This window comes from Pseudoalteromonas sp. NH0006-46 (assembly GCF_057547735.1).
In genome coordinates this window covers 59,743-85,127 of record NZ_BAAJML010000009.1, presented here as the reverse complement: position 1 = coordinate 85,127, position 25,385 = coordinate 59,743, and the positions used below count along the sequence as shown (strand labels likewise).

Sequence of the window (25,385 nt, the reverse complement as noted above, 5' to 3'; positions counted from 1 at the left end):
TAGCATAGATTTGATCTTTGTTGAGCTATAAATATTACTTGTAATGAGTGCTGAGGTTTATATTTCTAATACTTCTTTTTCTAATTCTATGATAGCTAAACGACAGCTTTCAAAGAGCTCATCTAATTGTGTAAAGTCGAACCCATGTTCTGAAGCTGTTTCCTGCTTTAATTTTTGCCACTTTCTTAACTGATTTCGCCCACAATATCTAGCTATTTCATGGATAGCATCATCTATATGCTGATTACTTTCTTTTGCTACACGGATAAGCATTATTTTTGCAATACGTTCTAATAAAGCTTTTTCAATATCAGATGATAACTCCGTATTTGGTATGGCAAAATTCGTTATTTGGGTCTTTGAAGTCTCAAATAGTTTTAAAAAATTATCTCGCCCTCGAATTTTAAAAGCTAGGATTGGGTTATCTTCGGCTAAGTCAGTTAATTTATCATTGAGTGCAGGTATTACGCTGTCAGTAAGGCTTTCTTCTATAGACGCTAGTTGCTCTGAAAGTTGCTTCTTTATAGGTTGAAGATCAAAATTCTCTACAGAGATATTTGATTCTTCAGGAATAAATGAACTAAGTTTTTTGGCAGCATACTCGCAGTACTCTTTAGCAACTTGATCAATGGGTAAAGTTTTTAACTTGATAGCATGACGTATTTCTAGTAGTAGGAATAATACTTTTTTTGCATTTCTTTTATCATCTCGTCGAGATCTATAAAAGAAAGCAAGTGCACCTGTAGTCGCAATTATTAAGGCCGTTGCAGCTGTAATTAGAGCTGCAACAATTTTGGTGTCTTGAAAAAAATCACTCATTTACAATCCTCTAATTAAAAATCATCACCCAATCGCTAACTTCCCAGCCTCATGCCACATTTCACTTGGCATTGGGTTGGTTAACTCCCACGTTATATTCATTGGCTGGCTGCCGTTGTGGCTTTGGTATTTAACCTCGCCATAGTTTACAAATCCCATGGTTCGGCCGTTTTCGTCTTTGCCTTGTTCGCGCACAAATAACAGAATGGTTTTACCTGTTTTTTGATGTTCAATATAACTAAAAGCGGATAGGGTCAAATCTTGACTTCACACATTAAGAGTCTTCAATATCTGCTCATGGCACGGTTCAGAATTTCGGCAAAGACTGAAAAGCGAACTATGGTAGTTCGAAACCTTGCAAGATATGCTACCTTCTAGAGTATCACTAATAAAGTGTTATATGTTTTGACATGGAAAAGGAGAATTTAATGGCTAGACATCGTGTTGGAAATTCATATTTATCAGATGAAGAGCTCTCTGAGCATCAATCAGAAAATTGGAAAGTATGGATATTTGTCATAGCTGCATTGTGTACTGGGTTTGTTGTAGCAAATATTACAGATGGAAAAATTGACCTAAAATTAATGAGATTTTCCATAATTATTGGCTCGGCTGTTTTAGTAGGTGTTATAGCTGCAAAATTAAGTGAGATTATTCGCTGGGCAGTGTATTTATCTATCGTGCTTGGAATAACATTTTTTGCAGGCTCACTTATTTGGTCGTCGCTGTGATACATATAGCAACCACTGAAGTCAGACTCCCGGAAAAGCGTGTCTGCCGCTTATTGAAGGGTTACTAAAGTCTGCTATCGGCACATAGCAGTTAAGGGTGATCAAGCTTAAAATCCATCACCCAACCGCTAGCTTCCCTGCCTCATCCCATATTTTACTTGGCGTGAGGTTTGTTAACTCCCACGTTATATTCATCGGTTGGCTGCCGCTGTGGTGTTGGTACATAACTTCGCCGTAGTTTACAAATCCCATAGTTTAGTTAGTAGATACAAAAGCTGTCTTTTTGTTTAATATCCTAAAATTTCAAGGATTATGGTTTAATTTCTTTGCTTAACTCATCAACTAAGTCATGTGCAAATGGCCAAGGAATACCGGCTTTGCGTGTTAACTCTTTCAAATCGGGCGTAATTCTTTCAATATTTTTTGCTGCATTTAGATAAAGCCGATTTTGTTTTATGATGCTTTTTTCTAGTAATTCTAATCGCTCTCTTTCACTCTCGATTTCGTATTTTTGTACTGTGATTGATTCTAGTAGCAACTCTTTCTCATTTACTAGCAATTGAACTGCATCTCTGTCTTCATATAACTGCACTATTTCGGATTCTAATTTTAACTTCCTAAAAGAAAGCTCACTGACTTCACTCTCTAGGCTTTTATTAAATTGTTCAGTTAAAAACTTTTTTTCTTTTTGAAATGCCTTAATAGCATTTTCTTTATTTTCTTTAATGGTAAAACTTTTAACACTGTTTAATTGATTAATATCTTCTAGTAGTTTTTTCTTCTTACTTATTAAGTATTGGTTTTTCAGATTCAGTTCGCTTCTTAGTCTAGTTTCATACGCATCTATTTCATTTTTAAGATTTGATCTGGACGCTATGTTTTCATTTATCTGAGCTAGTTTTTGTGAAGCATATTTAATATTTTCTACAAGCCCTTTATATTCTTTTCTATAAGCACTACGAATTTTTTCTTCGTCGTTTTTTACAAGCACCTCAAGATTATTTTTGGTATATGATAAATCTTGTAGTTGTTCTCTGAGTAACGTTACGGCTGAATATAAACTTGTTTTTTCATGTTCGAATTCACTTAAAAATTTATCTCGTTTACTCATCAGATCTTTAATTAATTGACGCTCATGTGCATGACAGATCTCACCGATATAACCAGCGGGAGCTATACTTAGCCATTTTGCATTTGAGTTTTCAAATAACTCACTCACTTCTTCTAATGTTATTATCTCAGAGGTAGGTACAAAATTACTAAAATCGAACTCTATAGCATTTTTATTTAAGCTTTTGTATTCTTTGACTTTATCAGCCTCGCAGAAATGTGATACCGCTATTTCAATTAAAATCTGTTCACCCTTCGAATAGCCAATAACGTCAGGAATTCGTTTTGAATTATCAATGGGAGTTTCAATATCAACATTATCAAAAATAAGTGTAAAGTTATAAGGGTCAAAGTTACCAATTGGTATTGTTAGTTTTTTATTGTTGTTAAGTATTTCTTTGGCTAACAAGTGAAGCTCTGTTTCGTAGCTCCATTTACAGTGTTTTGCTTTTTGATCATCTGGAGCATGGGCGAAATGGTTTGCTTGTATAGCTCCTTTTTTGGCAATTAACTGTGATCCGCAATCAACGCAAGTACAATTACATTTTAGGCCTCTTTGAACATCATCAATACTCGTGATCCAGTTTTGCTCATTGTATGCCCTCGTCATTTTATAGTTATGGCTCATTAAACATCCTTATTTTAAATTATCACCCAACTGCCAATTTTCCAGCTTCATGCCACATTTCACTTGGCATGGGGTTGGTTAATTCCCACGTTATATTCATCGGCTGGCTGCCATTATGGCTTTGGTATTTAACCTCGCCGTAGTTTACAAATCCCATGGTTCGGCCGTTTTCGTCTTTGCCTTGTTCGCGCACAAATAACAGGATGGTTTTGCTTGTTTGTTGGTGCTGAATATAACTTAGGCCGCGGCCGTGTTCTGGGCGGGCGCTGTTTTGCGTTTGCCAATGGAACAGGCTGGGGCTGATTGCATAGTCATGATACAGCGTGGTGGGCGAGTAGGTTTTTTCACACTTATTAAGTGTTACGAATAGTAGCTCGAGGTTTTGGTCGTTGAATACAAGAACACCCTCACGAGCAGATGACTTTTGCTCAAACGAGTGTGCGCCAAACGCGGCGAGTATTTGTTGGCGCGTGTAGCGGCTGTGTAACTTTACTGCGTGATTAGGTAAGCACGCTAAATCGCTTTCCTGTTGATGAATGCGGTTTATTAAAAACGCGATTACTTGGGCAAGTTCCTGTTGTAGTTCTTTGTGTTTAAGGGCTTGTAAGCTTTGCTCAAGCGTTTTAAAGCCTAAACTTGTGCCTGTGTTATCCCAAAAATTGTAATGCGCCATTAGCGCGTATTGTTGATTTTGTGGCGTTGGGGTAAAGCTAAAGTCGTTATTACATAAATCACGTAAAAAGCTTAAGTAACTAAGTGAAGTGCAGACGAGTAATTGGGTGTTGATTGCGCGGTAATACGCGGCGTAAATATCGGCTTGGTCTGCGGGTATTTCATCACCTTTTAACCAGTGCCAGCCGCCGAGTTTTCTGTCTTTTGGTTTGTATATATCTTCAAGCGTGACTTGTGGGTTTATGCGTAAAAAGTTACTAAGCGTTAGCGCATCATTGGTGTTTTGCGAGTAGCTATTTATCAGCTGCTGTAAACGGCGTTTAGAATTTATAGCTAGCTGTATATTTTTTAATATTGTTTGTTGTGTGCGCTTTTGTAGCTCTATACGGCAACCCAGTGGTAAATGCGGGAAGTTGTTTTCAATCTCGGTTTTTATTGGCTGATTACTTTTACCAATGAGAGCGCGAAACTTACTGGCAAAGTCGTACTCTGGGCGGGCGTTGCCTACAAAATCGAGTACGGTGCAGCACTGTTTTTGGCTGTTAACGGGTAAACGCAAACCACGGCCGAGTTGCTGTAAAAACAGCGTTAAGCTTTCCGTTGGGCGTAAAAATAACAGAGTATCGACTTCTGGAATATCGACCCCTTCGTTAAAAATATCAACCACACACAGTATTTGTATTTCACCTTGTCGCAGTGCTTGTTGTTTGGCTGCGCGCTCATTAGTGTTTTTACTGGTCAGTACATCGGCGTTTATGCCTGCTAAGTTAAACTTTTTAGCCATAAATTCAGCGTGTTTTTGGCTTACACAAAATGCCAACGCTTTAATGTTGTGAACATTGGTTACGATATCAGCAAGGCTGGATATAATTTTGTTAGCGCGGCTGTTCTCGCCTGTATAAAGGTTACTTAGCTCGGTTATATCGTAACGGCCGCCGCGCCATGCTATTTGGCTTAGGTCGGTGTCGTCATCTAATCCAAAGTATTGAAACGGGCATAAATGGCGTTGATTTATTGCCTCGGGCAAGCGAATCTCAGCGGCTATTACGCCACAAAAATCATCGAGTATATTGGCACCATCTTGTCGCTCTGGTGTGGCGGTTAAGCCAAGTAATATTGTGGGCGTAAAGTGATTTAATATAGCGCGATAACTGGTAGCGCTAACGTGATGTACTTCGTCTATCACTATGTAGTCGTAGTAATCGCGGGTTAAATTGAGCGATTCAATTTGGCTGTTTAGCGTTTGGATTGATGCAAATAATTGGTTATAGCGCTGTGGTTTGTAGTTACCCACCCACAGCTCACCAAAGTCGTTGTTTTTAAGCACGCCACGATAAGCGCTTTGCGCTTGTTTTAGTATTTCTTCTCGGTGGGCTACAAACAAAAAGTGTGCATTTGGGTTTTTGTCGTAAACGGTTTTAAAGTCGAACGCCGATATTATTGTTTTACCCGTGCCCGTTGCAGCAACCACTAAATTTTTAAAGCGATTATGCACGCTGCGCTCAACGCTTAGTTTTTCTAAAATAGCGAGCTGATGCGTTTTTGGTGTTATATCAAAATAAAATTGGCTGCTTGCTTGGCCAACACCGCGTTGCTCGTTAAGTGAATTTATGAGCTTTTCTTTACATTCAGCTTTGCCTGTAAACAGTTCGAAATCTGGCGATTGCCAGTAGGTTTCAAAGGTACTTTTGGTTTTAGCTATTATGTGCGGGATTTCTTGTGCGGTAATTTTTAAGTTCCACTCAAGGCCGCTGGTAAGCGCCGAGTGCGATAAGTTAGACGAGCCAATATACCCTGTATGAAAACCCGTATTACGCATAAACAAGTATGATTTTGCGTGTAAGCGCTCTTGCTGATTGTTGTAACTAAGTTTTACCTCCGTATTTGGCAAGTTTGCTAAAAACTCAACCGCCTTTGCATCCGTTGCACCCATATACGAGGTGGTAATAACTTTGAGCTTATTGCCGCTTTTGGTAAAGGCTTCAAGCTCATTTTTAAATATGCGCAGCCCCGTCCATTTTATAAATGAGACAAGCCAGTAAATAGTGTCGGATGATTTTATCTCCCGCTTTAGCTCGGTTTCTAGCGATATACCCGCATTCGCGCCGCTAAACAATTCGCTTTGGGTAAGCCCTGTTAGCGGAAAAATATCGTGAGAGTAATCTTTAAGATTGGCGGCAATGGGGTTTTGGGTATTAAACAGTGCGGTGAGAATACGCCCTTGGCTGTCGATAAGATTTTCGTCGATCAGCTCGTCATCGCGAATATGATCTTTAAGCCAATGCACAAGGCTGTTTGCTAGGTTAATTTGCTCGTGCAAACGCTCGCTTGAATTAGGGATTGCATCGATAGCATGTTCAACCAGCTTGCCTAAAAAACGCGAAAGCCACGTAGCCGCCTCTGCCGATTCTAGTTGGCGTTCGCCCACATAAAATTGGTCACGATTTAAATTTTGCTCAATTACTTGCGTAATTAACTGCTCGTAAATACCAATTTGCTGCATTAAAACCACTCCTTGTTTGCGAGTAGTTAGTTTACTAAAAAATGTAATGCAAACAAGCATTAACTCATTTTGAATTAAAGGCTAATGCCAAGAAAATCCCCCCCGTGATCACACCCGAAATTGAATTAATGATGAGTAATAGCAGCGCATGGATGCGCGTTAAGCGATGCTTGCACACGGACGTGTTTCATCGCGTTTACGTTCATATCATTAATTTAAATTGAGGAAAAAGTGCGATCCTCGGGGCGCCGAGAGATTCCAAAGAGAAGTCGGCGGTTACTTCTCTTTGGTTGCCATCGCCAACGCGATATAAGTAAATACAATTTAAAAGCTGCGCTTTTCGCGCAAGCAATCCCTGCGCCTGCAAATTAATTATTATGCTTATAACTTAATAACCATGACACTTTAGTTATTTTTAGCGTTAGCTCTGGTGTGAGTTTTATTTTTTAAGTATTGTGGTTTAACTATTATGCCGGGCTAATTTAATGAAAATAAAAACACGTCATGTAGTGTTGTTAGCTGTAATGCTGCTGATTTTACACTTTTTTTATAAACCTAATACCGCAGTGATTTTAGTAAATAATGACACGCATAAAGCCCAAAGTGGTGAGAGTTATACGCATGTGTATACTACTGAAACTGTTAATAACAAGCGTGTTGGTAATGTAGCCAATAAAGCTAAAGCCCAGCCAAAAGCTGCTCCAGTGCAACAAAATAGTTGCGAGTTGGTGCACGACCCAGAAGAACTTGAATACGCGCAAAGTGAGTTGTCGCAATTAAACGATAATCTCGATTTCACTAGCGAAACGTTTGATATTGGGCCATATACGTCGGTTAAATTAATTACCCCTAATGTAAATAGCGATTACCATAAAACGCTGCGTATTCGTTTATTTGAAGCATACGAGAAGTATCAAAACTTATTTGGTTTATACCCCGACAAACCCATTTTAATGAACTTGGTTGTATTACCTAATCATTATTACGACGATTATGTGTCGCGCTTTGGGGCTTTACCAAGCAACAATGCGGGGATTTATTTTGGTAAAAATAATACGGCGTTGGTGAGGTTTGACCCGGCCGATCCGCAAGGTAGTTTGCGCGTAGCCATACACGAGGCAATGCATGTTATTAATTTTAATTTAATTGGCAGTACCCCTAGGTGGTTAAACGAGGGAATAGCTGAGGTTTTTGAAAATACGCTGATTTATAAAACCAAACGGACTATTGCTATTCCTACTGACCGTGTGCGCCGAACGTATATGGAATTTAGATCGTTAATTGATTCAGAATCGTTGTGGGAGCAGCAGTCTTACCGTGGTGATTTATACGCAAATGCGAATAATTGGTTGGCGTTTTTTATTCAGCATAAGCATGGCAGAAGGTTGTTAAAGGCGATTGTGCAGGGTGAGGCTAAAAATCCGTGCAATACGCTTGAGAATGAGGTGATTTTAAATGCGCTTTCTACCTATTTTATAGATTACGAGCAGGCGTATTTGGTGTGGTTTAAGGCGTCGCAGCAGGTTAAGGGCGAGTTTATTCCTGTTTATTAAGTTGTGTTGTTGATTTAAAAGCGCGGGGCAAATTTTAATGCACAAAGAGAAGCGAATGAGAAGCCAGAGTGAATTTAGCTTGGTTTTGTAGACGTAGAGCTTGCTCACGTTAGAAGCGGCAGCTTCTTGTTATTTAAAATAAATATCACCACAGAGTACACCGAGGCGCTTTGCGCTACACAGAGTTGAAAAGATTGGTTAGTCACTTCTTCTGGTTTTCTCCTTTACTTATCGGTGGTGAGTTAATTACGTATACGAATAAATCCGCTAAATGTAAAAGCGTTGCTTTTAAACGCCAGCAAGCTGCGCGTCTACAGGTAAATTCAACCCCTTTGTGAATCAATGGCTTTTAAAATCTTAATGCACAAAGAGAAGTGAATGAGGGGTGAATGAGCAGCCAACGTGACAGGGTTAAGTGATCTTTTTATTACCACAGAATACACCGAGGCGCTTTGCGCTTCACAGAGTTAAAAAGATTGGTTAGTTACTTCCTCTGGTTTTCTCCTTCACTTCTCGGTGGTGAAACAATTACTTTATAACCCCTTAAAGGCGTTGCTTTTAAACGCCAGCAAGCTGCGCGTCTACCAGTAAATTTAACCCCTTGTGAATCATTGGCTTTTTAGGGCTTTAATGCACAAAGAGAACAAAATGAAAAGTAAATGAGTAGCCAAAGTGACAAGCGGTATTTTAGTTTGTTTTTGTAGACGTAGAGCTTGCTCACGTTAGTAGCGCAGCTTCTTGCCAAAGGTGCGACTTCGCCATGGGCGGCGAATACACGACGCTTTCGGTTAAAAATCAAAGCGCGAAGTAAAATTGCATCTACAAATATTTAAATTACGGTTGCCTATAATTTAAAAAGTGGTGGTGCTTGCAAAACAATGAGGCAATTAATGTCATTAATCGCCTCATTGAATGAGGCGATTAAATCATATAGACTGAAGCTAACTAACTTAAGGGCAAACGACTATGTGGATATGGCAACAACAAAACTGGCCAAACTTTACGTGGGATGATACGGCGCTTGCTCCCTTACTAAGGGAGCTTTCATATAACCATGGCTTATTAGTGGGCCGTATGGGCGTGCAAAGTGCCCATCAAAAGCAGCAAGCTCTTGATACTTTATTAGCAAATATTATTCACTCTAGTGCGATTGAGGGAGAAAAGCTTAATGCATTTTCGGTTCGCTCTTCGCTCGCTAAAAAGCTCAATATTAACGAGAAGCCTTATCCCACAACAGTGCAAAGCGACAATCTTGCAGAAATTATGCTTGATGCAATAACTAACACAGATTCAGCGCTTGGTTTAGAAAGGGTGCTTAACTGGCATCGTTTATTATTTGCCGATGAGCAAAGCTTGTTTACTAAGATTGAGGGCGGGCAGTTGCGAGGTGACGAGCCAATGCAGGTGGTATCAGGGCGTTTAGATAAACCGGTATTACATTTTACAGCGCCACCTAAAAAGTTAATAAACAAAGAGCTGTCGCTATTTTTTGATTGGTTCAACAAGACGCAAAACGATCCACAAATAGACCCTTTTATTCGTGCTGCTATCGCACACTTATGGTTTGTAACAATACACCCGCTTGAAGATGGTAACGGGCGAATAACACGGCTTATAACAGATCTGGCTTTAGCACAAAAGTATGCTCAGTCTATCCGGTTATATGCTATGTCGGTGGCTATTTTAGGCGATAGAAAAAGCTACTACGAGGTGTTAGAAGCCACACAGCGGGGGGGGCTTTGTATAACACAGTGGATTAAATGGTTTTTAAATACGCTTAATAATGCGATACACCATACGCTTAAAAACATTGAGCAAACAGTTTTTAAAACCAATTACTGGGCAAGTAAAGAGCAAACAAAACTAAGTGAGCAACAAGTAAAAGTAATTAATAAATTACTCGATGGCCAATTTGAGCACGGAATTAGTGCCAGTCAGTATCAAAAGGTAGCTAAAGTCAGTCGTGCGACTGCAACACGGCATTTAGCCGATTTACAAACATTAGGTTTCATATCAAAAACAGCTGCCGGTGGGCGCAGTACACGTTACAAAGTTGCTCAATGAGGCAATTAAATGGTTATTTGACTCATTGGTTGAGGCAAATAGGGGGGTAAGTTAAACAAGTAGTGCTAAATGCTTTAACTAAAGCGTAAGGTAAACATTGTTTCATAATTAAAAGCTTCGCTTTTCGCGCAAGCAAGCTTTGCGCCTACGGGGTTTGTTGCAAGCGCTGGTATTTAATTACAGATCTTGAGCTTGCTGCTGTTAGAAGTAAAGTTTCCTATTATTAAGCACATTCACTACCTCTAAAAGCGCAGCGTCTCTTGCCCTCTTTGTGAATAATTTGCTTTTAAGACCATAATGCACAAAAAGAAGCGAATGAGGGGTGAATTAGAAGATCAAAACCAATGTTTAGTTTGTTTTTGTAGACGTAGAGCTTGCTCACGTTAGAAGCGGCAGCTTCTTGTTATTTAAAATAAATATCACCACAGAGTACACCGAGGCGCTTTGCGCTACACAGAGTTAAAAAATATTGGTTAGTCACTTCTCCTGGTTTTCTTCTTCACTTTTCGGTGGTGAAACAATTACTTTATAACCCCTTAAAAGCGTTGCTTTTAAACGCCAGCAAGCTGCGCGTCTACCAGTAAATTTAACCCCTTTGTGAATCATTGGCTTTTAAAATCTTAATGCACAAAGAGAAGCGAATGAGGGGTGAATGAGAAGATCAAAACTAATGTTTAGTTTATTTTTGTAGACGTAGAGCTTGCTCACGTTAGAAGCGGCAGCTTCTTGTTATTAAAAATGAATATCACCACAGAGCGCACCGAGGCGCTTTGCGCTACACAGAGTTATAAAATATTGGTTAGTTACTTTTTTTGATCTTTTCCTTCACTTATCGGTGGTGAAACAATTTCGTTTATAGCATAAGTAAAAGCGTTGCTTTTAAACGCCAGCAAGCTGCGCGTCTACAGGTAAATTCAGCCACGGCATTGTAAATGGTGGGCTTTTTCATTAACTCTAAAAGCGGAGCGTCTCTTAGCCTCTTTGTGAATCATTGGCTTTTAAAACCTTAATGGCACAAAGAGAACAAAATGAGGAGTAAATGAGAAGATCAAAACCAATGTTTAGTTTGTTTTTGTAGACGTAGAGCTTGCTCACGTTAGAAGCGTAGCTTCTTTTTAAAAAATAAATATCACCACAGAGTACACTGAGGCGCTTTGCGCTACACAGAGTTTAAAAGATTGGTTTGGTCATTTTTACTGATCTTTTCCTTCACTTCTCGGTGGTGAAACAATTTCGTTTATAGCATAAGTAAAAGCGTTGCTTTTAAACGCCAGCAAGCTGCGCGTCTACCTGTAAATTTAACCCCTTTGTGATTAATTTGCTTTAAGACCATAATGCACAAAGAGAAGTGAATCAGGAGTAAATGAGTAGAGCAAAACCAATGTTCAATTTAGGTTTACACACGCCGAGTTTGCATGCTCAGCCATTTATCAAATCACTAACTCTAAATCGCAGCGGCTCTTAAGCTCTTTGTGAATCATTGGCTTTTAAACCGTGATGTACAAAGGGAAGTGAGTGAGGTTGCTACTCTTTTGTTTGTAACTTTTTGGCGCGTTCTTCTGCGTCTATTAATGCTTGTGATTTAGGGGCGCGTTGTTTTTCTTCTATTTTAGGTTTTTCGGCTGAGTTTGGGTCCCAGCTTGCATCAAGTGATAGGTTGGCAAACGGGTTGCTGTTATCTGCTTTTTTAGGCTCAGGTGCCGGCTCTGTAATGTCGGGTTTTGTTTCAGGTGTTTTTTCTGGCGCTGGTGGCTCGGGCATTGTTTGTGCCGGCTCTATATTGCGTGGTTTTTTCTTTTTACCGGGTAGTGGTGCATTAGGGTCGAACGTACGTACTTCGGGCTCTTTAAAGTCGTGTTCGGTTTTAATTGCAGGCGCATCTGATTCGGGTTTATCTAAAGTAGTAGGTTTACTTGTTGGCAGTGGCTCAGGTGTTTGCTCTACTGGTTTTTCTGTGTGTGTTACGGGCTCTTTATTGTTTTCGACCGGCGTTACTGGTGCCGGCTCTGGTTTCACAGGGCTGTGCTTACGCTGTTTTTTTACTGGTTTAGCATCTGGATCAAAGTCGCGCACTTGGGGTTCGTTAAAGCTGCTGGCGTTTTTAATACGCGCTAATGTGGTTTTGGCTGCGGCTTCAAACTCGGCGGTATTAGGTTGTGGTTTTTCTTCGCTTGGTGTTTCATTTTTAATTGGGTCATTAACGGGCGCTGCTGGTTCGGCTGTTTCGGTGGCTAATTGCTCTGTGGGTGCCAATGTATTATGTGTGGTTTTTGGTTGCTGTAGTTCTGGTTTTACTTCGGTTGGTTGTTTTTCAACGCGTTGTATATTTTGCATTTGCGTATTTGCTGTTGTAACGGCGGCGTTAGCATTGGTTTGCTTTGCGCGGCGCAAACGAATGATCACCATTGCGCCAATAAGCACAACCAGTACTAATACAAAACTTGGTAATAATAACGAGCTAGGTTGCTCGCGCGCTGGTTGCTGGGCAATCACTGGCGCTGGCTTTATCACCGGCGCTACTGTTGGTTCTGGGTTTTGTATAACGGGTGCTGCTTGCTCTGTTGTTTGAATTGGCGCTGCTTCTTGTGTTTTTTCTGATGCTTGTTCAGGTTTTAGCGTGGCAACTGGCTCTGCAAGCGTTTGGTCGTCAGCTGTGTTTTTAGACCCGTTTGCTTCAACGGGGGTTGTTTGTGTAGGCTCTATATCAATGGTTACTTCGCTTGCATTAGCGTCAATCATGTCGCTAATTTGCTGCTTTTGTTCATCAGTTAAGTTAAGCGTTTTTTCGTCTATTAGCCCATCGGTTGTTTGACTTTCAGGTTCAATAACCGGAGCGGGTTGCACACTGTTTGGTTGTGGCTGACTTACTATTACACTGGGTTCAGGCTCTTTTACTATGGGTTTAGCTTGAGTAAGTACTTGCTTAGGTTTGTTGCAATTTTTTTTGTAATCACGCGCCGCTTTACGGTATTTTTCGCTTGTTTTGTTATTACTGTATTGCTGTACTTCTTGCTTTATAAGTATGCACATTGCTTCGTTATAAGCAGCGCTGTTAACACTATAAAATAAGGCAAAACAAAGCGTCAGGCGTGTGAGTAAAGTGGTCATAAGGGTGGTTAGCGTTTAATCATTAATAAGTTGATTTTAAGCGTAAAATTAAAAATTATCTAGGGGAGCCTTACGCTTAATAGCGAGCCAATAAGGCAAAGCTCAATTCGTTTTAATGTTAACGCTTAAACAGCGGTTGTTAAGTGGCGCTAAGTAGGCGCCATTTTGTATTAGCTTATTACCATAAGGCTGCGGTATTCGTCGTAAGCAAATTGGTCGGTCATGCCGCTAATGTAATCTTGAATTAGTCGGCATCGGTAATAAAACTCGTAGGCTGCAAAGTGGTCGGGCTCTTCTTGCATAGCGTCTATGGCATGTTGATAGCTGTTTAAATGCTTTTTAGAGAGCTTTTTAACAAGTCTTGATTCGATGAGTAGGCGTTTGTCGCCATTTAGGGCGCGTTTAAAGTCGTCGCTTGTTAGTTGCAGTAGCGGTTTGTAGCTGTCGAGTAGGCCGTTAATGATTCTGTAGCCTTGTAGCTCAAGTTTTTCTACTTCTTTATCTGAAAACACATGCGCTAGGGCAACTTGTTTAAGCGTTTGTGTTACGGCGTGCAAGTGGCTTCGGTCTTCTAGTAGGGCGTGGTTAAAGTCGCCGTGATAAATGGGCTCTATATTTTCTATAAACCGTTTGGCTGCATGGTTAACTAACGGGTGCAGTAGGGCAACACGCAGGTATATAAAAAATTCGCTATTAAAGTTATACGGTTGTGCTTTGCCTCGCTCGAGTGCGTAGTCTACGGCTTTGCTAACAAAGTCTTGGTGGTCTGTGTCGTCAATGGTTAGGTTTATAAGTACTTTTTGATAGTGATTTTTAAGTACAGTGCACAGTAGCTCAATGGTTATTATGCCTTTTTCTACGGCGTCTTCTATGTCGGCTAGGCAGTACGATATATCGTCGGCGGCTTCCATTATGTAACTGGCCGGATGGCGGCAGTATGGCTCTATGGTTAATTCGTTTTGTAATGCCTCTATAAAGGCTTTTTCGCTGTAGTAGTAGCCTACTTTTTTCATTAAGTAGTTTTTATTTTGGGGGATGTCTTTTATATCAAGCCCTGCTGGGCGGGTGTATTTTAAAATACCAGCACTTTGGCTGTAAGTTAGGTTTAGGGTTTGTAATGAATGAATAATACGAATGCCTTGGGCATTGCCTTCAAAGTTGCAAATGTCTTGCGCTAAGTGCTTAAAAATAACACCAATGCCGGTGTTTGGCTCGCGGCATCGCTCGGGGGTAACACTGGCTAAATTAGAATTAAACCAGTGGTTTATTGCGGCTTCGCCAAAGTGCCCAAAAGGTGGATTGCCAATGTCGTGCATTAGGCAGGCCATTTCTACTAGGCTTTCGAGCGGGCGCTCTAGGTCGGTTAAACCAAAGTCTGTTTGTTGTTGGTAGCTTAAGTTGGCAAAAATACGCTGTACAATAAAGCGGCCAACTTGTTGAACTTCAAGCGAGTGAGTTAGCCTTGAACGCACTGCGGCATTTCGCTCTAGCGGAAATACTTGTGTTTTTTGTTGTAAGCGACGAATAGCGGCGCTGTTCATTATGCGACCACGGTCGCTTTCAAGCGCCATTTGTAAATTAGAGGTGGTTCGGTACATGCGCGCGGGGGTTATTTTTTTACTAAAGTCGATAGTCATCGGTGTCCTTGTTTGGTGTTGACGACTGGCAAAGTAAGTGCGCGGTGTCATTCTTTTTTAATACTTACTTGTTAATATATACACCTAGACGAGTTAGGTACAGGTGCTTGTATCATTTAAGGCCCTTCAATTGTATTATAAAGCTATATTTTTCAGTATTTAACGCATTTTAATGTAGGCGAGTATTTATAATGAAGTATGTGTTTTTAAAGGTAATGATATTGGCATCTTTGGTGCTTACTAGTCATTTAGCGTTTGCGGCAAAAGAGCAAACCGTAGTGCTTGTGTCGATTGACGGTTTTAGATGGGATTACATTGAAAAACACGGGGCACCTAATTTAAAAGCCATGGCAGAAAAAGGCGTAAGGGCACAAAAGTTAATACCGGTTTACCCCACTAAAACGTTTCCTAACCATATTTCTATTGTGACTGGGTTATTGCCCGTAAATCACGGCATTGTTGATAACAAATTTTGCGACAAAGCGCGTAATAACGAATGTTACAGTATGGGCAAAGCATTAGGCGACAGCACGTGGGTAAAGGGTATTCCGTTATGGAATTTAGCTAAAATGCAGGGGCTTAAGTCGGCGGCGTATTTTTGGCCTGAGTCGGATGCGCGTTTTAATGGTATGACCCCCGACTATTTTTATCATTATTCTAAACACAGTGAATACCAAGGCCGTGTTGATCAAATTATTCAGTGGTTAAGCTTACCTAAGGCGCAGCGCCCTCGCTTTGTTGCGAGTTATTTTTCGTTAGTAGATAGCATGGGGCACGAATTTGGCCCCGACGCACCGCAAACACGCGATGCAGTTAAACAGCTCGATACGTTAATGGGGCAGTTGCAAGCGCGTTTGAGTAAGCTAGAGCAGGATGTGAATTTAGTGATTGTGTCGGATCATGGTATGGCGGTTGTTGATCCTAATGAAAGTATTTTACTAAACACGTTACCTAGCGATGACGGTTTTATAGTTAAAAACACGGGGCCTCGCTTACTTATATACGCAAAGCCCGAAACCAGCGCAGCTAACATAGCCAATTACAAAGCACGTTTGCGCGATGCGGCTAATGGCCGCTATACAGTGTTAACCGATGAGCAGTTAGCTGGGTATCATTATAATAAAGGGAGCCGTGTGGGCGATATTATTGCGCAAACTAACGCGCCGGCTGTGTTTACAAGTAAGGGTAAATCGACGTATGTTGGCACACATGGTTATGCTTACACAGACGACATGGCGGCCACGTTTATTGCCACTGGGCCTGCGTTTAAACAAGGTGTTAGCCTTGAAAAAGTAAATAACCTCGACATTTACCCGGTGCTTGCAAAAGTAATGGGCTTAAAGCTATTAAATAAAGTAGATGGCGATGGTAAAACGTTAATGCCGGCTATTAAGCAAAAGGTGGTTGTGCATTAAAAAGAGCGCATAACGCGCTCCAAAGGGACTAATACCAATCCGCAATAATACTTGATTATTTTTAGGGGCTAAAATAAATCACTTAATTAAACGGATTGGAATAACAAAATAACGTAAGCGGGCTAATAAATCGGCCCGCTTTTTACTAACTTACTTAAAGTTAGCAATACTTGTTTTTGTTGCCGTTACAGTACGAATTGCGTATGCCTGGTTTGTAATACCGTAAGGAATACCGTTTACGCTCCAATTTGGGTTAGAGAAGTAATCGTACTGAGTTGCACTACCAAATACTTGTGGGTACGCCATGATACTTGCAAATTCATTTTGTACACCGTGGCCCATGCCGTCTGTATAAACACCACCCGACGTATCACCTTGCTTACGTGAATGCGCTAAACCTTGGTTATGGCCTAGCTCGTGTACAAATGTGCTTGCGCCACAGTCAATCGCCGTGATTGAGTACATACGATCGCTCATTGAGCTGTAAAGGTTGCCGTTTGTACCTTGTCCAACCCATGCTAAACCACATGAAATTAAGCCAGCACCTGCACTTTGGCCCATACCCAGTACTGCAACCATATCGGCTTTCCAGCCTGTACGCAGGTTATCTACGTAGCTGCTGTTTGTTACTGCATTAAGCCAGTCTTCAGACGGTGTAATTGCGTAGTCGCCTAAGTTTTGCGAACCCACTAAACGTAATGTGATATCTACACCATTTTGGCTGTAAACTTGATTACTAAACGCAATCAGCTGGTTAATTTTTGTATTAATATTGCTGGTTGCTGCAGCCGATTGGTCGGTATATAAAATACCAATATCGATTGTCTCTGCTTGTGCTGTGCTTGCAGCGCACAATGCAGCGGCTACTGCCGTTTTTATGATTACATTCTTCATTGTTGTATTTCCTTACTCTTGTAGTGGTTAATATAGTTATTATTAAATTTTGCTTAAGCATAACGAGCACGCTTAAGCAGCCATTTAATGGGGCTTAATATAAAAAATTAGGTACTAGTAATCCGCGATAGCACTTAATTGAGCGAGCGGAATAGGTAGTTAGCCGTCGGTTTTAGGGGCAAACATATCGGCAGCGCTATTGGTTTTTGGTTGTGGGGCACTCACGTTGTGCTCAATATGGCTTTTATATAAATCGCGTTTAGCTGCTATCCAGCCGTACTGGCCTTTGCTTTCAAATACGTAGTTACCAGAAGGCGCGGTAAATTGGCCGTATACAGCGTCTTTTCCAACAGTAAGTACCGTGTTGTGCATACGTCCGTCAACGCCAAGTACTTTTCCAAAAATGCTTTTGTCGCCATTGGCTGACTCAATAACGTTAGTGACTTCGGCGGTGTAAGTTTCGGTTGTTTGTGGAATAGCTAGGTCAAAATTTTCGCCTGTTTTAAGTGCCTGTAAACTGGCTAGGTCAAACTCTATGTAGGCTTCGTTATTAAGATCGGTAGGCAGCACCTTGGCATCGGTAAGTACTGCTTTTGCACGGTCAGACAAGCGATTCACCGCGTCAAAGCTTTCAAAAGGGGCTGTTTGCTCTATTTTTGGCGTTGCTTTTATCGGATCTTTGCTCATATCAATAGGCGCTGGTGCTTTGGTTGTGCGTGTTTTTTGCAGATCAATAGGTACAAAATCGATTGCGATTGGGGCAATAGGCTCCTCGGCTTTATTGGTCTCAATTACTACTTTGTAAATGGCGAATGCGAGTACCGCAGTAGCAACGGCAGCAATGATTAAACGCTTCATTTGTTTCTCTTTTGGTGTTTTTGGTTAACTATTTGTTACTTTTATACTAAGTGAGTGATTAGATCAAGTTTGCTTGTTTAGTATTAATGTATTGGTTTTTTGTTTTTTAAGTTATTGTTAAGTAATGCTTAGGTTGTTTTTAGTACATTTTAGGTATTGCTTTTTGTAGGTTTTATGGGGCCTGTGGCGCTTTTATAGGTACTTGTTTGTTTTTTAAAGTGCAATAATTTGAAGGTGTAAAATTTTTTAAAATAAAAATGAAAATAATTCACGATTCTTACACTAATAGCCAATTGCAATGTGAAATTGAGCAACGTATGTTGTTTGCATAAAAATAAATGCAAGAGGGACTTATGACGTTTTCAGATCAATTACTTAACCGAGTAACAGCTGGATTAGTGGCAGTGATTATTGGTTTTGCAAGTTCTATTGCATTAATTTATCAGGTTGTGATCACCCTTGGCGGAACGCCCGATTTAGTAGCGAGCTGGATTTTAATGCTAGGTTTAGTAATGGGAACAACCTCAATTGGATTATCGTACTATTACAAAGTTCCTGTTTTAATTGCATGGTCGACCACCGGAGCCGCATTACTTATATCAAGCGCACAAGGGTATAACTTGAACGAAGCCGTTGGGGCATTTATGTTTGCCGCGTTGTTGGTTTTTTTGTCGGGGATTACGGGTTGGTTTGAAAAAATAATGAACCGAATACCCAGTGAGCTTGCCTGTGCTATGTTGGCCGGTGTGCTGGTTACTTTTGGTATAGATGTATTTAATTTTATGAACGATATGCCCTTAGTTATAGGGCTAATGGTGTTGGTTTATTTTGTGGGTAAGCGCTTTTTTGCGCGCTTTGCGATGTTAAGTGTATTAATTGTTGGTGTGTTATTAGCGTGGCAATTTGGCTACATAGATACCAGCGCGTTACAGTGGAAAATGAGCCACTTTACCTATATTGCCCCTTCGTTTAATGTACAAGCCTGTATAAGCATTGGTTTACCTTTATATATTGTGACCATGACGTCTCAAAATTTGCCTGGTATTGCGGTATTAAAGGCACACAATTATGAGGCGCCTATTTCGTCATCGCTTAATGTTACGGGGCTGGTGAATGTGCTTTGTGCGCCGTTTGGGGCGTATTCAATTAATTTAGCCGCGATTACGGCGGCTATTTGTATGAGTGATGAGGCCGATAAAAACCCGGATAAACGCTATTGGGCAAGTATTGCGGGCGGTGTGTTTTATATTTTAATGGCGTTGTGTGCTGCAACTTTAGTGGGGTTGGTGGCAAGTTTACCGCAAGCACTTATTTTAGCTTTGGCGGGCATAGCTTTGTTTGGCACTATTGCTAATAGTTTGCAGCAGGCGTTAACGGGTTCGCAATATACTGAGGCTGCAATAGTGACGTTTTTGGTGACGGCGTCTGATTTAACGCTGTTTTCAGTAGGTTCTGCTTTTTGGGGAATTATTGCAGGAGTGTGTACCGTGATGATCACTCGTAAGGGTTAATAATGGTGGGGTTTAAGTAAAATAGCATCGCCTCTAATCTTTTTTTGAGTAATGGGCTTTTAGATCTTTAATGCACAAAGAGAAGCAAATGAGGAGTAAATGAGCAGTTAAAGTGACAAGCGGTGTTTTAGTTTATTTTTGTAGACGTAGAGCTTGCTCACGTTAGAAGCGGCAGCTTCTTGTTATTTACAATAAATATCACCACAGAGCACACCGAGGCGCTTCGCGCTACACAGAGTTAAAAAGTATTGGTTTGGTCACTTCTCATGGTCTTCTTCTTCACTTCTCGGTGGTGAAACAATTACGTTTACGAATAAATCGACTAAATGTAAAAGCGTTACTTTTAAACGCCAGCAAGCTGCGCGTCTACCAGTAAATTTAACCTCTTTGTGAGTCATTGGCTTTTAAAATCTTAATGCACAAATAGAACAAAACGAGGAGTAAATGAGCAGTTAAAGTGACAAGCGGTGTTTTAGTTTATTTTGTAGACGAAGAGCTTGCTCACGTTAGAAGCGGCAGCTTCTTGTTATTTACAATAAATATCACCACAGAGCACACCGAGGCGCTTCGCGCTACAAAGAGTTAAAATATTGTTTTGGTCACTTCTCCTGGTCTTCTCCTTTAATTCTCGGTGGTAAGTTAGTTACTTTTATAACCCTTAAAGGCATTTTTAAACAAAAGCAAAGCACGTCTATAGGTAAATTAAGCCATGGCATTGTAAATGTTGGGCTTTTTCACTAACTCTAAAAGCGCAGCGTCTCTTAACCTCTTTGTGAAGAGTGGGCATAAAAAATGGCGTTAATATTAACGCCTTGTTTATTATATTGAGTTGACTACAACATCGGTTTTAACACATCAAATATGGCTTCAATGTGGTCGTCTCTGTCGTTTAAAGCAGGGATGTATCGGTATTTTTCGCCGCCGGCTTCTTCAAAAATCTCACGGTTTTCACCTTCTAATTCTTCAAGAGTTTCGAGGCAGTCGGCGCTGAACGCTGGGCTTATAATTGCAACGTCTTTAATTCCTTCAGCTGGCAGGCTTTCAAGCGTAGCATCGGTGTAAGGCTTTAACCATTCAGCTTTACCAAATCGGCTTTGGAAAGTGCTAATAACGTTGTCTTTATCAAGGCCAAGCTTTTCAACAACAAGTCGCGTTGTTTGTAAACACAGGCAATGGTACGGATCGCCATTGTCTAAAAATAGCTTTGGCATACCGTGGTATGAAAACACTATTTTTTGCGGCATGCCATTGGCAGCTAGGTCTTCACTTATGCTATTGGCCAATGACTCAATATACGTGGTGTTTTTATGATAGCCATTTATAAAATGAAGCTCAGGAACCCAGCGCCATTTGCGTAGTACGCTTGATACGGCGTCAAATGTAGAACCCGTTGTTGGGCTTGAATATTGTGGGTACATTGGCATGATAATAATGCGCGTAAGGCCTTTATCTCTTAGCTCTTCAAGGCCTGCTTCTATTGAAGGGTTGCCATAACGCATGGCCATAACCACTTCGGTGTTTGTGTAGCCTTTTTGCTTTAATAATGTGTTGAGCTTTTCGCTTTGTTGGCGCGTAATGTGGGTGAGGGGCGACCCGTTTTCGGTCCAAATGCTTTTGTATAGCTTTGCTGAGCGTTTTGGACGTACTCGTAAAATAATGCCATGTAGTATGATCATCCATACAAGGCGCGGTATTTCGACTATACGTGGGTCAGACAAAAACTCGCGTAAGTAAATACGAAGTGCCGCGGCCGTTGGAGCATCTGGGCTCCCTAAATTAGTAAGTAGTATTCCCGTTTTTTGATTAAAACGCCCGTCGTGGGGATTGTCGGTTACGGCAGAAAATCGCGACACGTTGTGCTCCTTCAAGCAAAGTTATATGTATGTTTTAGGCTTATTGTAACGAAAAAAAGCCTGCTTTAGATCAATCATTTAGCGCTTTTAATCATAATTCTAAAGGGGGTTGGTTTTTTAGCTTCAAGTAGTTGTAATTTTTCAATTGATTTACGGCTAAATACATGACCTTTTGGTAGTAACATAATGCCGGTATGGCTTTGAAGCGTATTGCCCAGCACCATGTTTTCTTTGAGCTCTTGTGCGTTGCAAATATTAACTGAGCCTGCTGTGCTTTTCTTTTCTTTCATCATATTGTGGCTGGCTTCAAGTGCTCGCACAATTTTAGGGTGATAAAATGTACCGCTGTATAGCTTTATAGTGTCGAGCGCGTGCTGGTGGTGCTCAGCTTCGTTATCGCCCACACTTTGCTCATATGCGTCCCAGTAATCACGTGCAACACTGAGTACCATGGCGCCAATGGGTATTTCGTTACCCGAAAGCCCTTTGGGTAACCCGTTGCCGTTATAGCGTTCATATTGATAGTAAATAGCGTCAGACACGTCGTGTAAATGCAGTGCAGGCATAAGCATTAGTTGCGCGGTGCTGGGGTGAGTGTAAAAGGCTTTGCGTTGTGCTTCGGTAAGTTTGTTCACTGGCTTTTTATAAAGATCGGGGTCCATTGCAAGTAGCCCAATTTGCGCTAGATAACCAGCCGTAGGGGCAAGATCGATACTTTTTTGCGATACATTTAAATACAAGGCTATATGAGTACAGGTATTGGCAATGTTTTGCGCTTTATTACCGTCGAGATAGGGGTTAGCGTTAATAAAATTATAGAGTAGCTCTACAGTAGACTTATGCTCGTTTTTTTCTCGCTCATTCGCTTTTTCAAGCTGTTTAAGTACTTGTTTTATTTGTTTTGTGCGTTTTTCTACTCTGAGTTCTAATGACTGATTCAGTTCGGTTAACTGCGCATTTTGTTTTTTGACATGGGCTTGCAGTAACTCGTTGTGTTTTTTTAAACGAAACTTTTCCACGGCTGATTTTATAACGCTGATTAAGTGATCGTTTTGCCAAGGCTTTTGAATATAGGCGTTGATCCCCCCATCATTGACCGCACTGACCGTTGACTCTAGATCAGAATAGCCCGTTAGCAAAATACGTTGAGTATCAGGAGCTAGCTTTTTTGCCTTTGCTAAAAATTCTGCGCCGCTCATTTTTGGCATACGCATATCACTTATAACCACGTCAAACTGTGTGGCAGACATTTTTTGAAGCGCGTCGTGCCCGTCTGTCGATACAACCACATTAAATTGGTTCATGCGCAACAATCGTACAAGTGACTTTAAAACACTTGCTTCGTCATCTAGGCATAAAATGTGCGCAGGCCGATTGTTAAATTCTTCTAGTTCAGAGGTATTTTGCATTAAATAAAGCCAGCCAATTCTGATATACAGTTAAATTTAGTCTAACCTAAGCGTATAAACAACTGAATTGATAGATTTTAATAATTGTGATGTATTTTACTAATGCGTGAATTTAGGGCCTTTAAAAAATAACAAAAACTCAGCATGAAAGGCTAATTTGTAGGCTAATTTTTTGCAGAAATTACTAATTACTTCTACTCTAAAACAGAGGGTTACGTACTAATATTGTATAGCGAGGACTGTATGCCAATACCGGTTACGATAGCTGATGACTCAGCACTTTCAAGAAAAACAATTAAACGCGCACTCCCTGAAGATTGGGACATAACTATTTATGAGGCTAAAAATGGCGTAGAGGCCTTAGAAGCTGTGCATGCTGGGTTAGCAGAGGTACTTTTTTTAGACTTACAAATGCCACAAATGGATGGTTTTGAAGTATTAAAAGAGCTGCAGCAAGAACACCAAAAAACCATAGTGATAGTAATTAGTGCTGATATTCAACCCGCAGCACAGGCGCTTGTTAGCTCAATGGGCGCTTTTAGGTTTTTACAAAAGCCTTTAAAGGCTGATCAATTACGCGAAACCTTGCTGGATGTTGGTTTGTTATGATTGAAATAAACGAAGATGAACGCGATGCGCTTCAAGAAATAATGAACATTTCTATGGGGCAGGCGGCTGATGCACTTGCACGCCTTATTCAAACTAAGGTGTCGTTGTCTATTCCTGCTATTCAAGCAATGTCTCCTGAAGATTTTCAGGGGATGATTAATAGCCTCTCTAATAATTGGTTTGCACGGCAGTCTTTCACGGGCACCATTCGTGGTGAAGTGATCATGAGCATGCATAAAGATGGCTGTAATGCGTTAGCAGAGGTTATGGACTTTGATTTACCACTTGATGATGCCGCTACAGAAGAGCTTGTTTTAGAAGTTACCAATATTTTATCTGCTGCTTGCTTGCAGGGATTTACAAGCCAGCTTGAGTTATCGACGCAATTGAATATGCCTGCGTTTTATTACCCATTACAATCGGTGCATAGCAACGAGTGGTCGTCGATTTTAATTATAGAAGTAGAGTTTTTTATAGAGCAAATGCAATTTGATGCGCGCATACTCATTGGCTTAAGCGAAGGCTCAATTGAACAACTGTTAGTACCCATAAAAGCTTTATTGGAGGATTAATGGAGAAAAGTGAGTTTGAGCGCGTCATTGAGCAGCTTCCTATTGGTGCATGCATTATAAACCAAGATATGACCATCACATTCGCTAACCCTACATTTTTAGGTGGTTTAACTATTCGCCAGCCCGACCTAGTTGGTCAGCATTTATTAACCGTATTTGAAGAGCAAGCGCGTTTTTTAAAACGTAAAATTGACAGTGTATTTATTTTAAAAAATCCAAGCTTTAGTTACTGGCAACAACGCCCCCATGTATTCCCTATGCGCAGCAGTCGCCCTATTACAGGAGACGAGTCGCAAATGTACCAAAATGTGCAGTTTATGCCGCTTTCGAACGATAATGCAGAGGTTACTCATGTCAGCATTTTTGTGACCGATGTGACTGCAGAAGCCAGTTATTTTATTCAGCAATCTGACTTAAAAAATGTACTTGATGAAGAGCATCAACAATTAAAAGTTCTGCATCAAGAGCTAAAAGTAGCGCAAAAGCAAATGCTGCAATCAGAAAAAATGGCGTCTATAGGTCAATTAGCTGCAGGGGTTGCACACGAAATAAATAACCCCATTGGATTTGTAAGCTCGAACCTTGAAACACTCAAGGATTATGCGTTAAAGCTAATAAAAACGACACAAACACAGAAAAAAATCATTGAAAAACAAGCAGAAGAAAGATTTATAAAATTACTCGAGGATGTATACGAACGTCACGGTGTTGACTTTATTTTAGAAGATTTACCAGAGTTACTTGATGAGTCGCTAAATGGTGCTGAGCGAGTTAAAAAAATTGTGAATAGTTTACGAGATTTTGCACTAAACGATGAAGAAGGCTGGGCAGAGGTAGACCTATGCGCCGAGATTGAATCTACGCTAGTTGTGCTTAAAAATGAGCTTAAATATAAAGTGCAGGTTGAAAAAGACTTACCTCAGGGGCCGGTATTTATAAAAGGTAAAGCGGGCAAAATAAGGCAGCTCTTATTTAATGTGATTTTAAATTCGCTGCAGGCAATGAGTTCTGGAGGAACGCTTACCATTGGCTGCAAGAAAAATGGGGACAAAATAACATTAATAATTAAAGATACTGGTGCAGGCATTGCTGAGTCTGACTTGGAACGCATTTTTGATCCGTTTTTTACAACTAAAGAAGTTGGACAAGGAACAGGTTTAGGTTTGTCTGAGGTGTATACAATTATTGAAGAGCATGAGGCAGGTATAGACGTGTTTAGCAAAGAGGGCGAAGGCACTTGCTTTACGTTTATGTTTAACACTTTTAAAGCGCCTTTAAATTAATCTAGTTAATGGCACTTTTAGCCGTGTACATTAAGAGCTTATACGTATTGCAGTTATTTATTAATATAAGTTAGTCTATTTCTAGTTGTATTGTATTGCTTTTTGTTGCGCTATTTGGTTTTTTAGGATTGTTTTTTGAGTAATAAATAGCAGGTG

Annotated in this window: 18 protein-coding genes and 1 pseudogene; 8 read left to right on the top strand and 11 right to left on the bottom strand. The window is 40.5% G+C overall.

Going from position 1 to position 25,385, the window contains the following annotated elements:
* Positions 1-57 precede the first annotated feature (57 nt).
* Positions 58-819, bottom strand: coding sequence for a hypothetical protein (locus AC27I2_RS15890; protein ID WP_487204834.1), 762 nt, complete (start codon positions 817-819; stop codon positions 58-60).
* 24 nt (positions 820-843) lie between these two features.
* Positions 844-1,059, bottom strand: a pseudogene (locus AC27I2_RS15885) (DUF3427 domain-containing protein); the annotation flags it as partial.
* A 188-nt stretch (positions 1,060-1,247) separates the two neighbouring features.
* Here AC27I2_RS15885 and AC27I2_RS15880 point away from each other — a divergent pair.
* Positions 1,248-1,550 (top strand): hypothetical protein, encoded by a 303-nt coding sequence (locus tag AC27I2_RS15880; protein ID WP_182736617.1) that lies wholly within the window; start codon positions 1,248-1,250, stop codon positions 1,548-1,550.
* Positions 1,551-1,860: 310 nt separating this feature from the next.
* On the opposite strand, the gene AC27I2_RS15875 is transcribed toward AC27I2_RS15880, so the two are convergent.
* The gene (locus AC27I2_RS15875; protein ID WP_487204833.1) at positions 1,861-3,288 is read right to left on the bottom strand and encodes a competence protein CoiA family protein; all 1,428 of its coding nucleotides are present in this window, start codon (positions 3,286-3,288) and stop codon (positions 1,861-1,863) included.
* Positions 3,289-3,310: 22 nt separating this feature from the next.
* Positions 3,311-6,463 (bottom strand): DEAD/DEAH box helicase, encoded by a 3,153-nt coding sequence (locus AC27I2_RS15870; RefSeq protein ID WP_487204832.1) that lies wholly within the window; start codon positions 6,461-6,463, stop codon positions 3,311-3,313.
* 485 nt (positions 6,464-6,948) lie between these two features.
* On the opposite strand from AC27I2_RS15870, the gene AC27I2_RS15865 reads away from it, so the two are divergent.
* On the top strand, positions 6,949-8,016 hold the full coding sequence (locus AC27I2_RS15865) for a hypothetical protein (protein WP_487204831.1): 1,068 nt from the start codon (positions 6,949-6,951) through the stop codon (positions 8,014-8,016).
* A gap of 966 nt (positions 8,017-8,982) precedes the next feature.
* Positions 8,983-10,080, top strand: a complete 1,098-nt coding sequence (locus AC27I2_RS15860) for a Fic family protein (protein ID WP_487204830.1) — start codon at positions 8,983-8,985, stop codon at positions 10,078-10,080.
* 1,524 nt (positions 10,081-11,604) lie between these two features.
* On the opposite strand, the gene AC27I2_RS15855 is transcribed toward AC27I2_RS15860, so the two are convergent.
* Both AC27I2_RS15855 and dgt read right to left on the bottom strand, forming a co-directional pair.
* On the bottom strand, positions 11,605-13,188 hold the full coding sequence (locus AC27I2_RS15855) for a cell surface protein (protein WP_487204829.1): 1,584 nt from the start codon (positions 13,186-13,188) through the stop codon (positions 11,605-11,607).
* Positions 13,189-13,358: 170 nt separating this feature from the next.
* On the bottom strand, positions 13,359-14,825 hold the full coding sequence (gene dgt / locus AC27I2_RS15850; protein ID WP_487204828.1) for a dGTPase: 1,467 nt from the start codon (positions 14,823-14,825) through the stop codon (positions 13,359-13,361).
* A gap of 191 nt (positions 14,826-15,016) precedes the next feature.
* Here dgt and AC27I2_RS15845 point away from each other — a divergent pair, with 191 nt between their 5' ends.
* Positions 15,017-16,240 carry an alkaline phosphatase family protein gene (locus AC27I2_RS15845; protein WP_219422625.1) on the top strand — a complete coding sequence of 408 codons (1,224 nt, stop codon included), beginning with the start codon at positions 15,017-15,019 and terminating at the stop codon, positions 16,238-16,240.
* Positions 16,241-16,390: 150 nt separating this feature from the next.
* Here the strand turns inward: AC27I2_RS15845 and AC27I2_RS15840 are convergent, their stop codons facing one another.
* Together AC27I2_RS15840 and AC27I2_RS15835 are read right to left on the bottom strand one after the other, a co-directional pair.
* The gene (locus AC27I2_RS15840; protein ID WP_006793508.1) at positions 16,391-17,134 is read right to left on the bottom strand and encodes a M12 family metallo-peptidase; all 744 of its coding nucleotides are present in this window, start codon (positions 17,132-17,134) and stop codon (positions 16,391-16,393) included.
* 159 nt (positions 17,135-17,293) lie between these two features.
* Complete coding sequence (locus tag AC27I2_RS15835; RefSeq protein WP_219422626.1) at positions 17,294-17,992, bottom strand: hypothetical protein; 699 nt, start codon at positions 17,990-17,992, stop codon at positions 17,294-17,296.
* Positions 17,993-18,345: 353 nt separating this feature from the next.
* Here AC27I2_RS15835 and AC27I2_RS15830 point away from each other — a divergent pair, with 353 nt between their 5' ends.
* A complete protein-coding gene (locus AC27I2_RS15830; RefSeq protein ID WP_487204827.1) occupies positions 18,346-19,503 on the top strand; it encodes a benzoate/H(+) symporter BenE family transporter in 1,158 nt (385 codons plus the stop codon).
* 257 nt (positions 19,504-19,760) lie between these two features.
* On the opposite strand, the gene AC27I2_RS15825 is transcribed toward AC27I2_RS15830, so the two are convergent.
* The 3 genes from AC27I2_RS15825 to nosR all read right to left on the bottom strand — a co-directional run bounded on the left by AC27I2_RS15825 (position 19,761) and on the right by nosR (position 22,765).
* Entirely contained in the window at positions 19,761-19,901 is a 141-nt protein-coding gene (locus tag AC27I2_RS15825; RefSeq protein ID WP_487204826.1) for a hypothetical protein, read from the bottom strand.
* Positions 19,902-20,336: 435 nt separating this feature from the next.
* Positions 20,337-21,356: a ferrochelatase gene (gene hemH / locus AC27I2_RS15820; RefSeq protein WP_006793511.1), complete on the bottom strand. Its 1,020-nt coding sequence runs from the start codon at positions 21,354-21,356 to the stop codon at positions 20,337-20,339.
* Between the two features lie 74 nt (positions 21,357-21,430).
* Positions 21,431-22,765 carry a response regulator c-di-GMP phosphodiesterase, NosR family gene (nosR, locus tag AC27I2_RS15815; RefSeq protein WP_487204825.1) on the bottom strand — a complete coding sequence of 445 codons (1,335 nt, stop codon included), beginning with the start codon at positions 22,763-22,765 and terminating at the stop codon, positions 21,431-21,433.
* 243 nt (positions 22,766-23,008) lie between these two features.
* Between nosR and AC27I2_RS15810 the strand changes: the two genes are divergently transcribed.
* Genes AC27I2_RS15810 through AC27I2_RS15800 form a run of 3 tightly spaced genes read left to right on the top strand, consistent with a single transcriptional unit; the run spans position 23,009 to position 25,229 of the window.
* The gene (locus AC27I2_RS15810) at positions 23,009-23,374 is read left to right on the top strand and encodes a response regulator (RefSeq protein WP_487204824.1); all 366 of its coding nucleotides are present in this window, start codon (positions 23,009-23,011) and stop codon (positions 23,372-23,374) included.
* Positions 23,371-23,946, top strand: coding sequence for a chemotaxis protein CheX (locus AC27I2_RS15805; RefSeq protein WP_487204823.1), 576 nt, complete (start codon positions 23,371-23,373; stop codon positions 23,944-23,946). Before AC27I2_RS15810 ends, AC27I2_RS15805 begins: the two co-directional genes overlap by 4 nt.
* Positions 23,946-25,229, top strand: a complete 1,284-nt coding sequence (locus tag AC27I2_RS15800) for a PAS domain-containing sensor histidine kinase (RefSeq protein ID WP_487204822.1) — start codon at positions 23,946-23,948, stop codon at positions 25,227-25,229. Before AC27I2_RS15805 ends, AC27I2_RS15800 begins: the two co-directional genes overlap by 1 nt.
* Positions 25,230-25,385: the final 156 nt, after the last annotated feature.

Excerpts from the sequence above, each read along its gene's own strand:
- AC27I2_RS15890 (WP_487204834.1), bottom strand. The coding sequence starts at position 819 with ATGAGTGATTTTTTTCAAGACACCAAAATTGTTGCAGCTCTAATTACA.
- AC27I2_RS15880 (WP_182736617.1), top strand. The coding sequence starts at position 1,248 with ATGGCTAGACATCGTGTTGGAAATTCATATTTATCAGATGAAGAGCTC.
- AC27I2_RS15875 (WP_487204833.1), bottom strand. The coding sequence starts at position 3,288 with ATGAGCCATAACTATAAAATGACGAGGGCATACAATGAGCAAAACTGG.
- AC27I2_RS15870 (WP_487204832.1), bottom strand. The coding sequence starts at position 6,463 with ATGCAGCAAATTGGTATTTACGAGCAGTTAATTACGCAAGTAATTGAG.
- AC27I2_RS15865 (WP_487204831.1), top strand. The coding sequence starts at position 6,949 with ATGAAAATAAAAACACGTCATGTAGTGTTGTTAGCTGTAATGCTGCTG.
- AC27I2_RS15860 (WP_487204830.1), top strand. The coding sequence starts at position 8,983 with ATGTGGATATGGCAACAACAAAACTGGCCAAACTTTACGTGGGATGAT.
- AC27I2_RS15855 (WP_487204829.1), bottom strand. The coding sequence starts at position 13,188 with ATGACCACTTTACTCACACGCCTGACGCTTTGTTTTGCCTTATTTTAT.
- dgt (WP_487204828.1), bottom strand. The coding sequence starts at position 14,825 with ATGACTATCGACTTTAGTAAAAAAATAACCCCCGCGCGCATGTACCGA.
- AC27I2_RS15845 (WP_219422625.1), top strand. The coding sequence starts at position 15,017 with ATGAAGTATGTGTTTTTAAAGGTAATGATATTGGCATCTTTGGTGCTT.
- AC27I2_RS15840 (WP_006793508.1), bottom strand. The coding sequence starts at position 17,134 with ATGAAGAATGTAATCATAAAAACGGCAGTAGCCGCTGCATTGTGCGCT.
- AC27I2_RS15835 (WP_219422626.1), bottom strand. The coding sequence starts at position 17,992 with ATGAAGCGTTTAATCATTGCTGCCGTTGCTACTGCGGTACTCGCATTC.
- AC27I2_RS15830 (WP_487204827.1), top strand. The coding sequence starts at position 18,346 with ATGACGTTTTCAGATCAATTACTTAACCGAGTAACAGCTGGATTAGTG.
- AC27I2_RS15825 (WP_487204826.1), bottom strand. The coding sequence starts at position 19,901 with ATGACTCACAAAGAGGTTAAATTTACTGGTAGACGCGCAGCTTGCTGG.
- nosR (WP_487204825.1), bottom strand. The coding sequence starts at position 22,765 with ATGCAAAATACCTCTGAACTAGAAGAATTTAACAATCGGCCTGCGCAC.
- AC27I2_RS15810 (WP_487204824.1), top strand. The coding sequence starts at position 23,009 with ATGCCAATACCGGTTACGATAGCTGATGACTCAGCACTTTCAAGAAAA.
- AC27I2_RS15805 (WP_487204823.1), top strand. The coding sequence starts at position 23,371 with ATGATTGAAATAAACGAAGATGAACGCGATGCGCTTCAAGAAATAATG.
- AC27I2_RS15800 (WP_487204822.1), top strand. The coding sequence starts at position 23,946 with ATGGAGAAAAGTGAGTTTGAGCGCGTCATTGAGCAGCTTCCTATTGGT.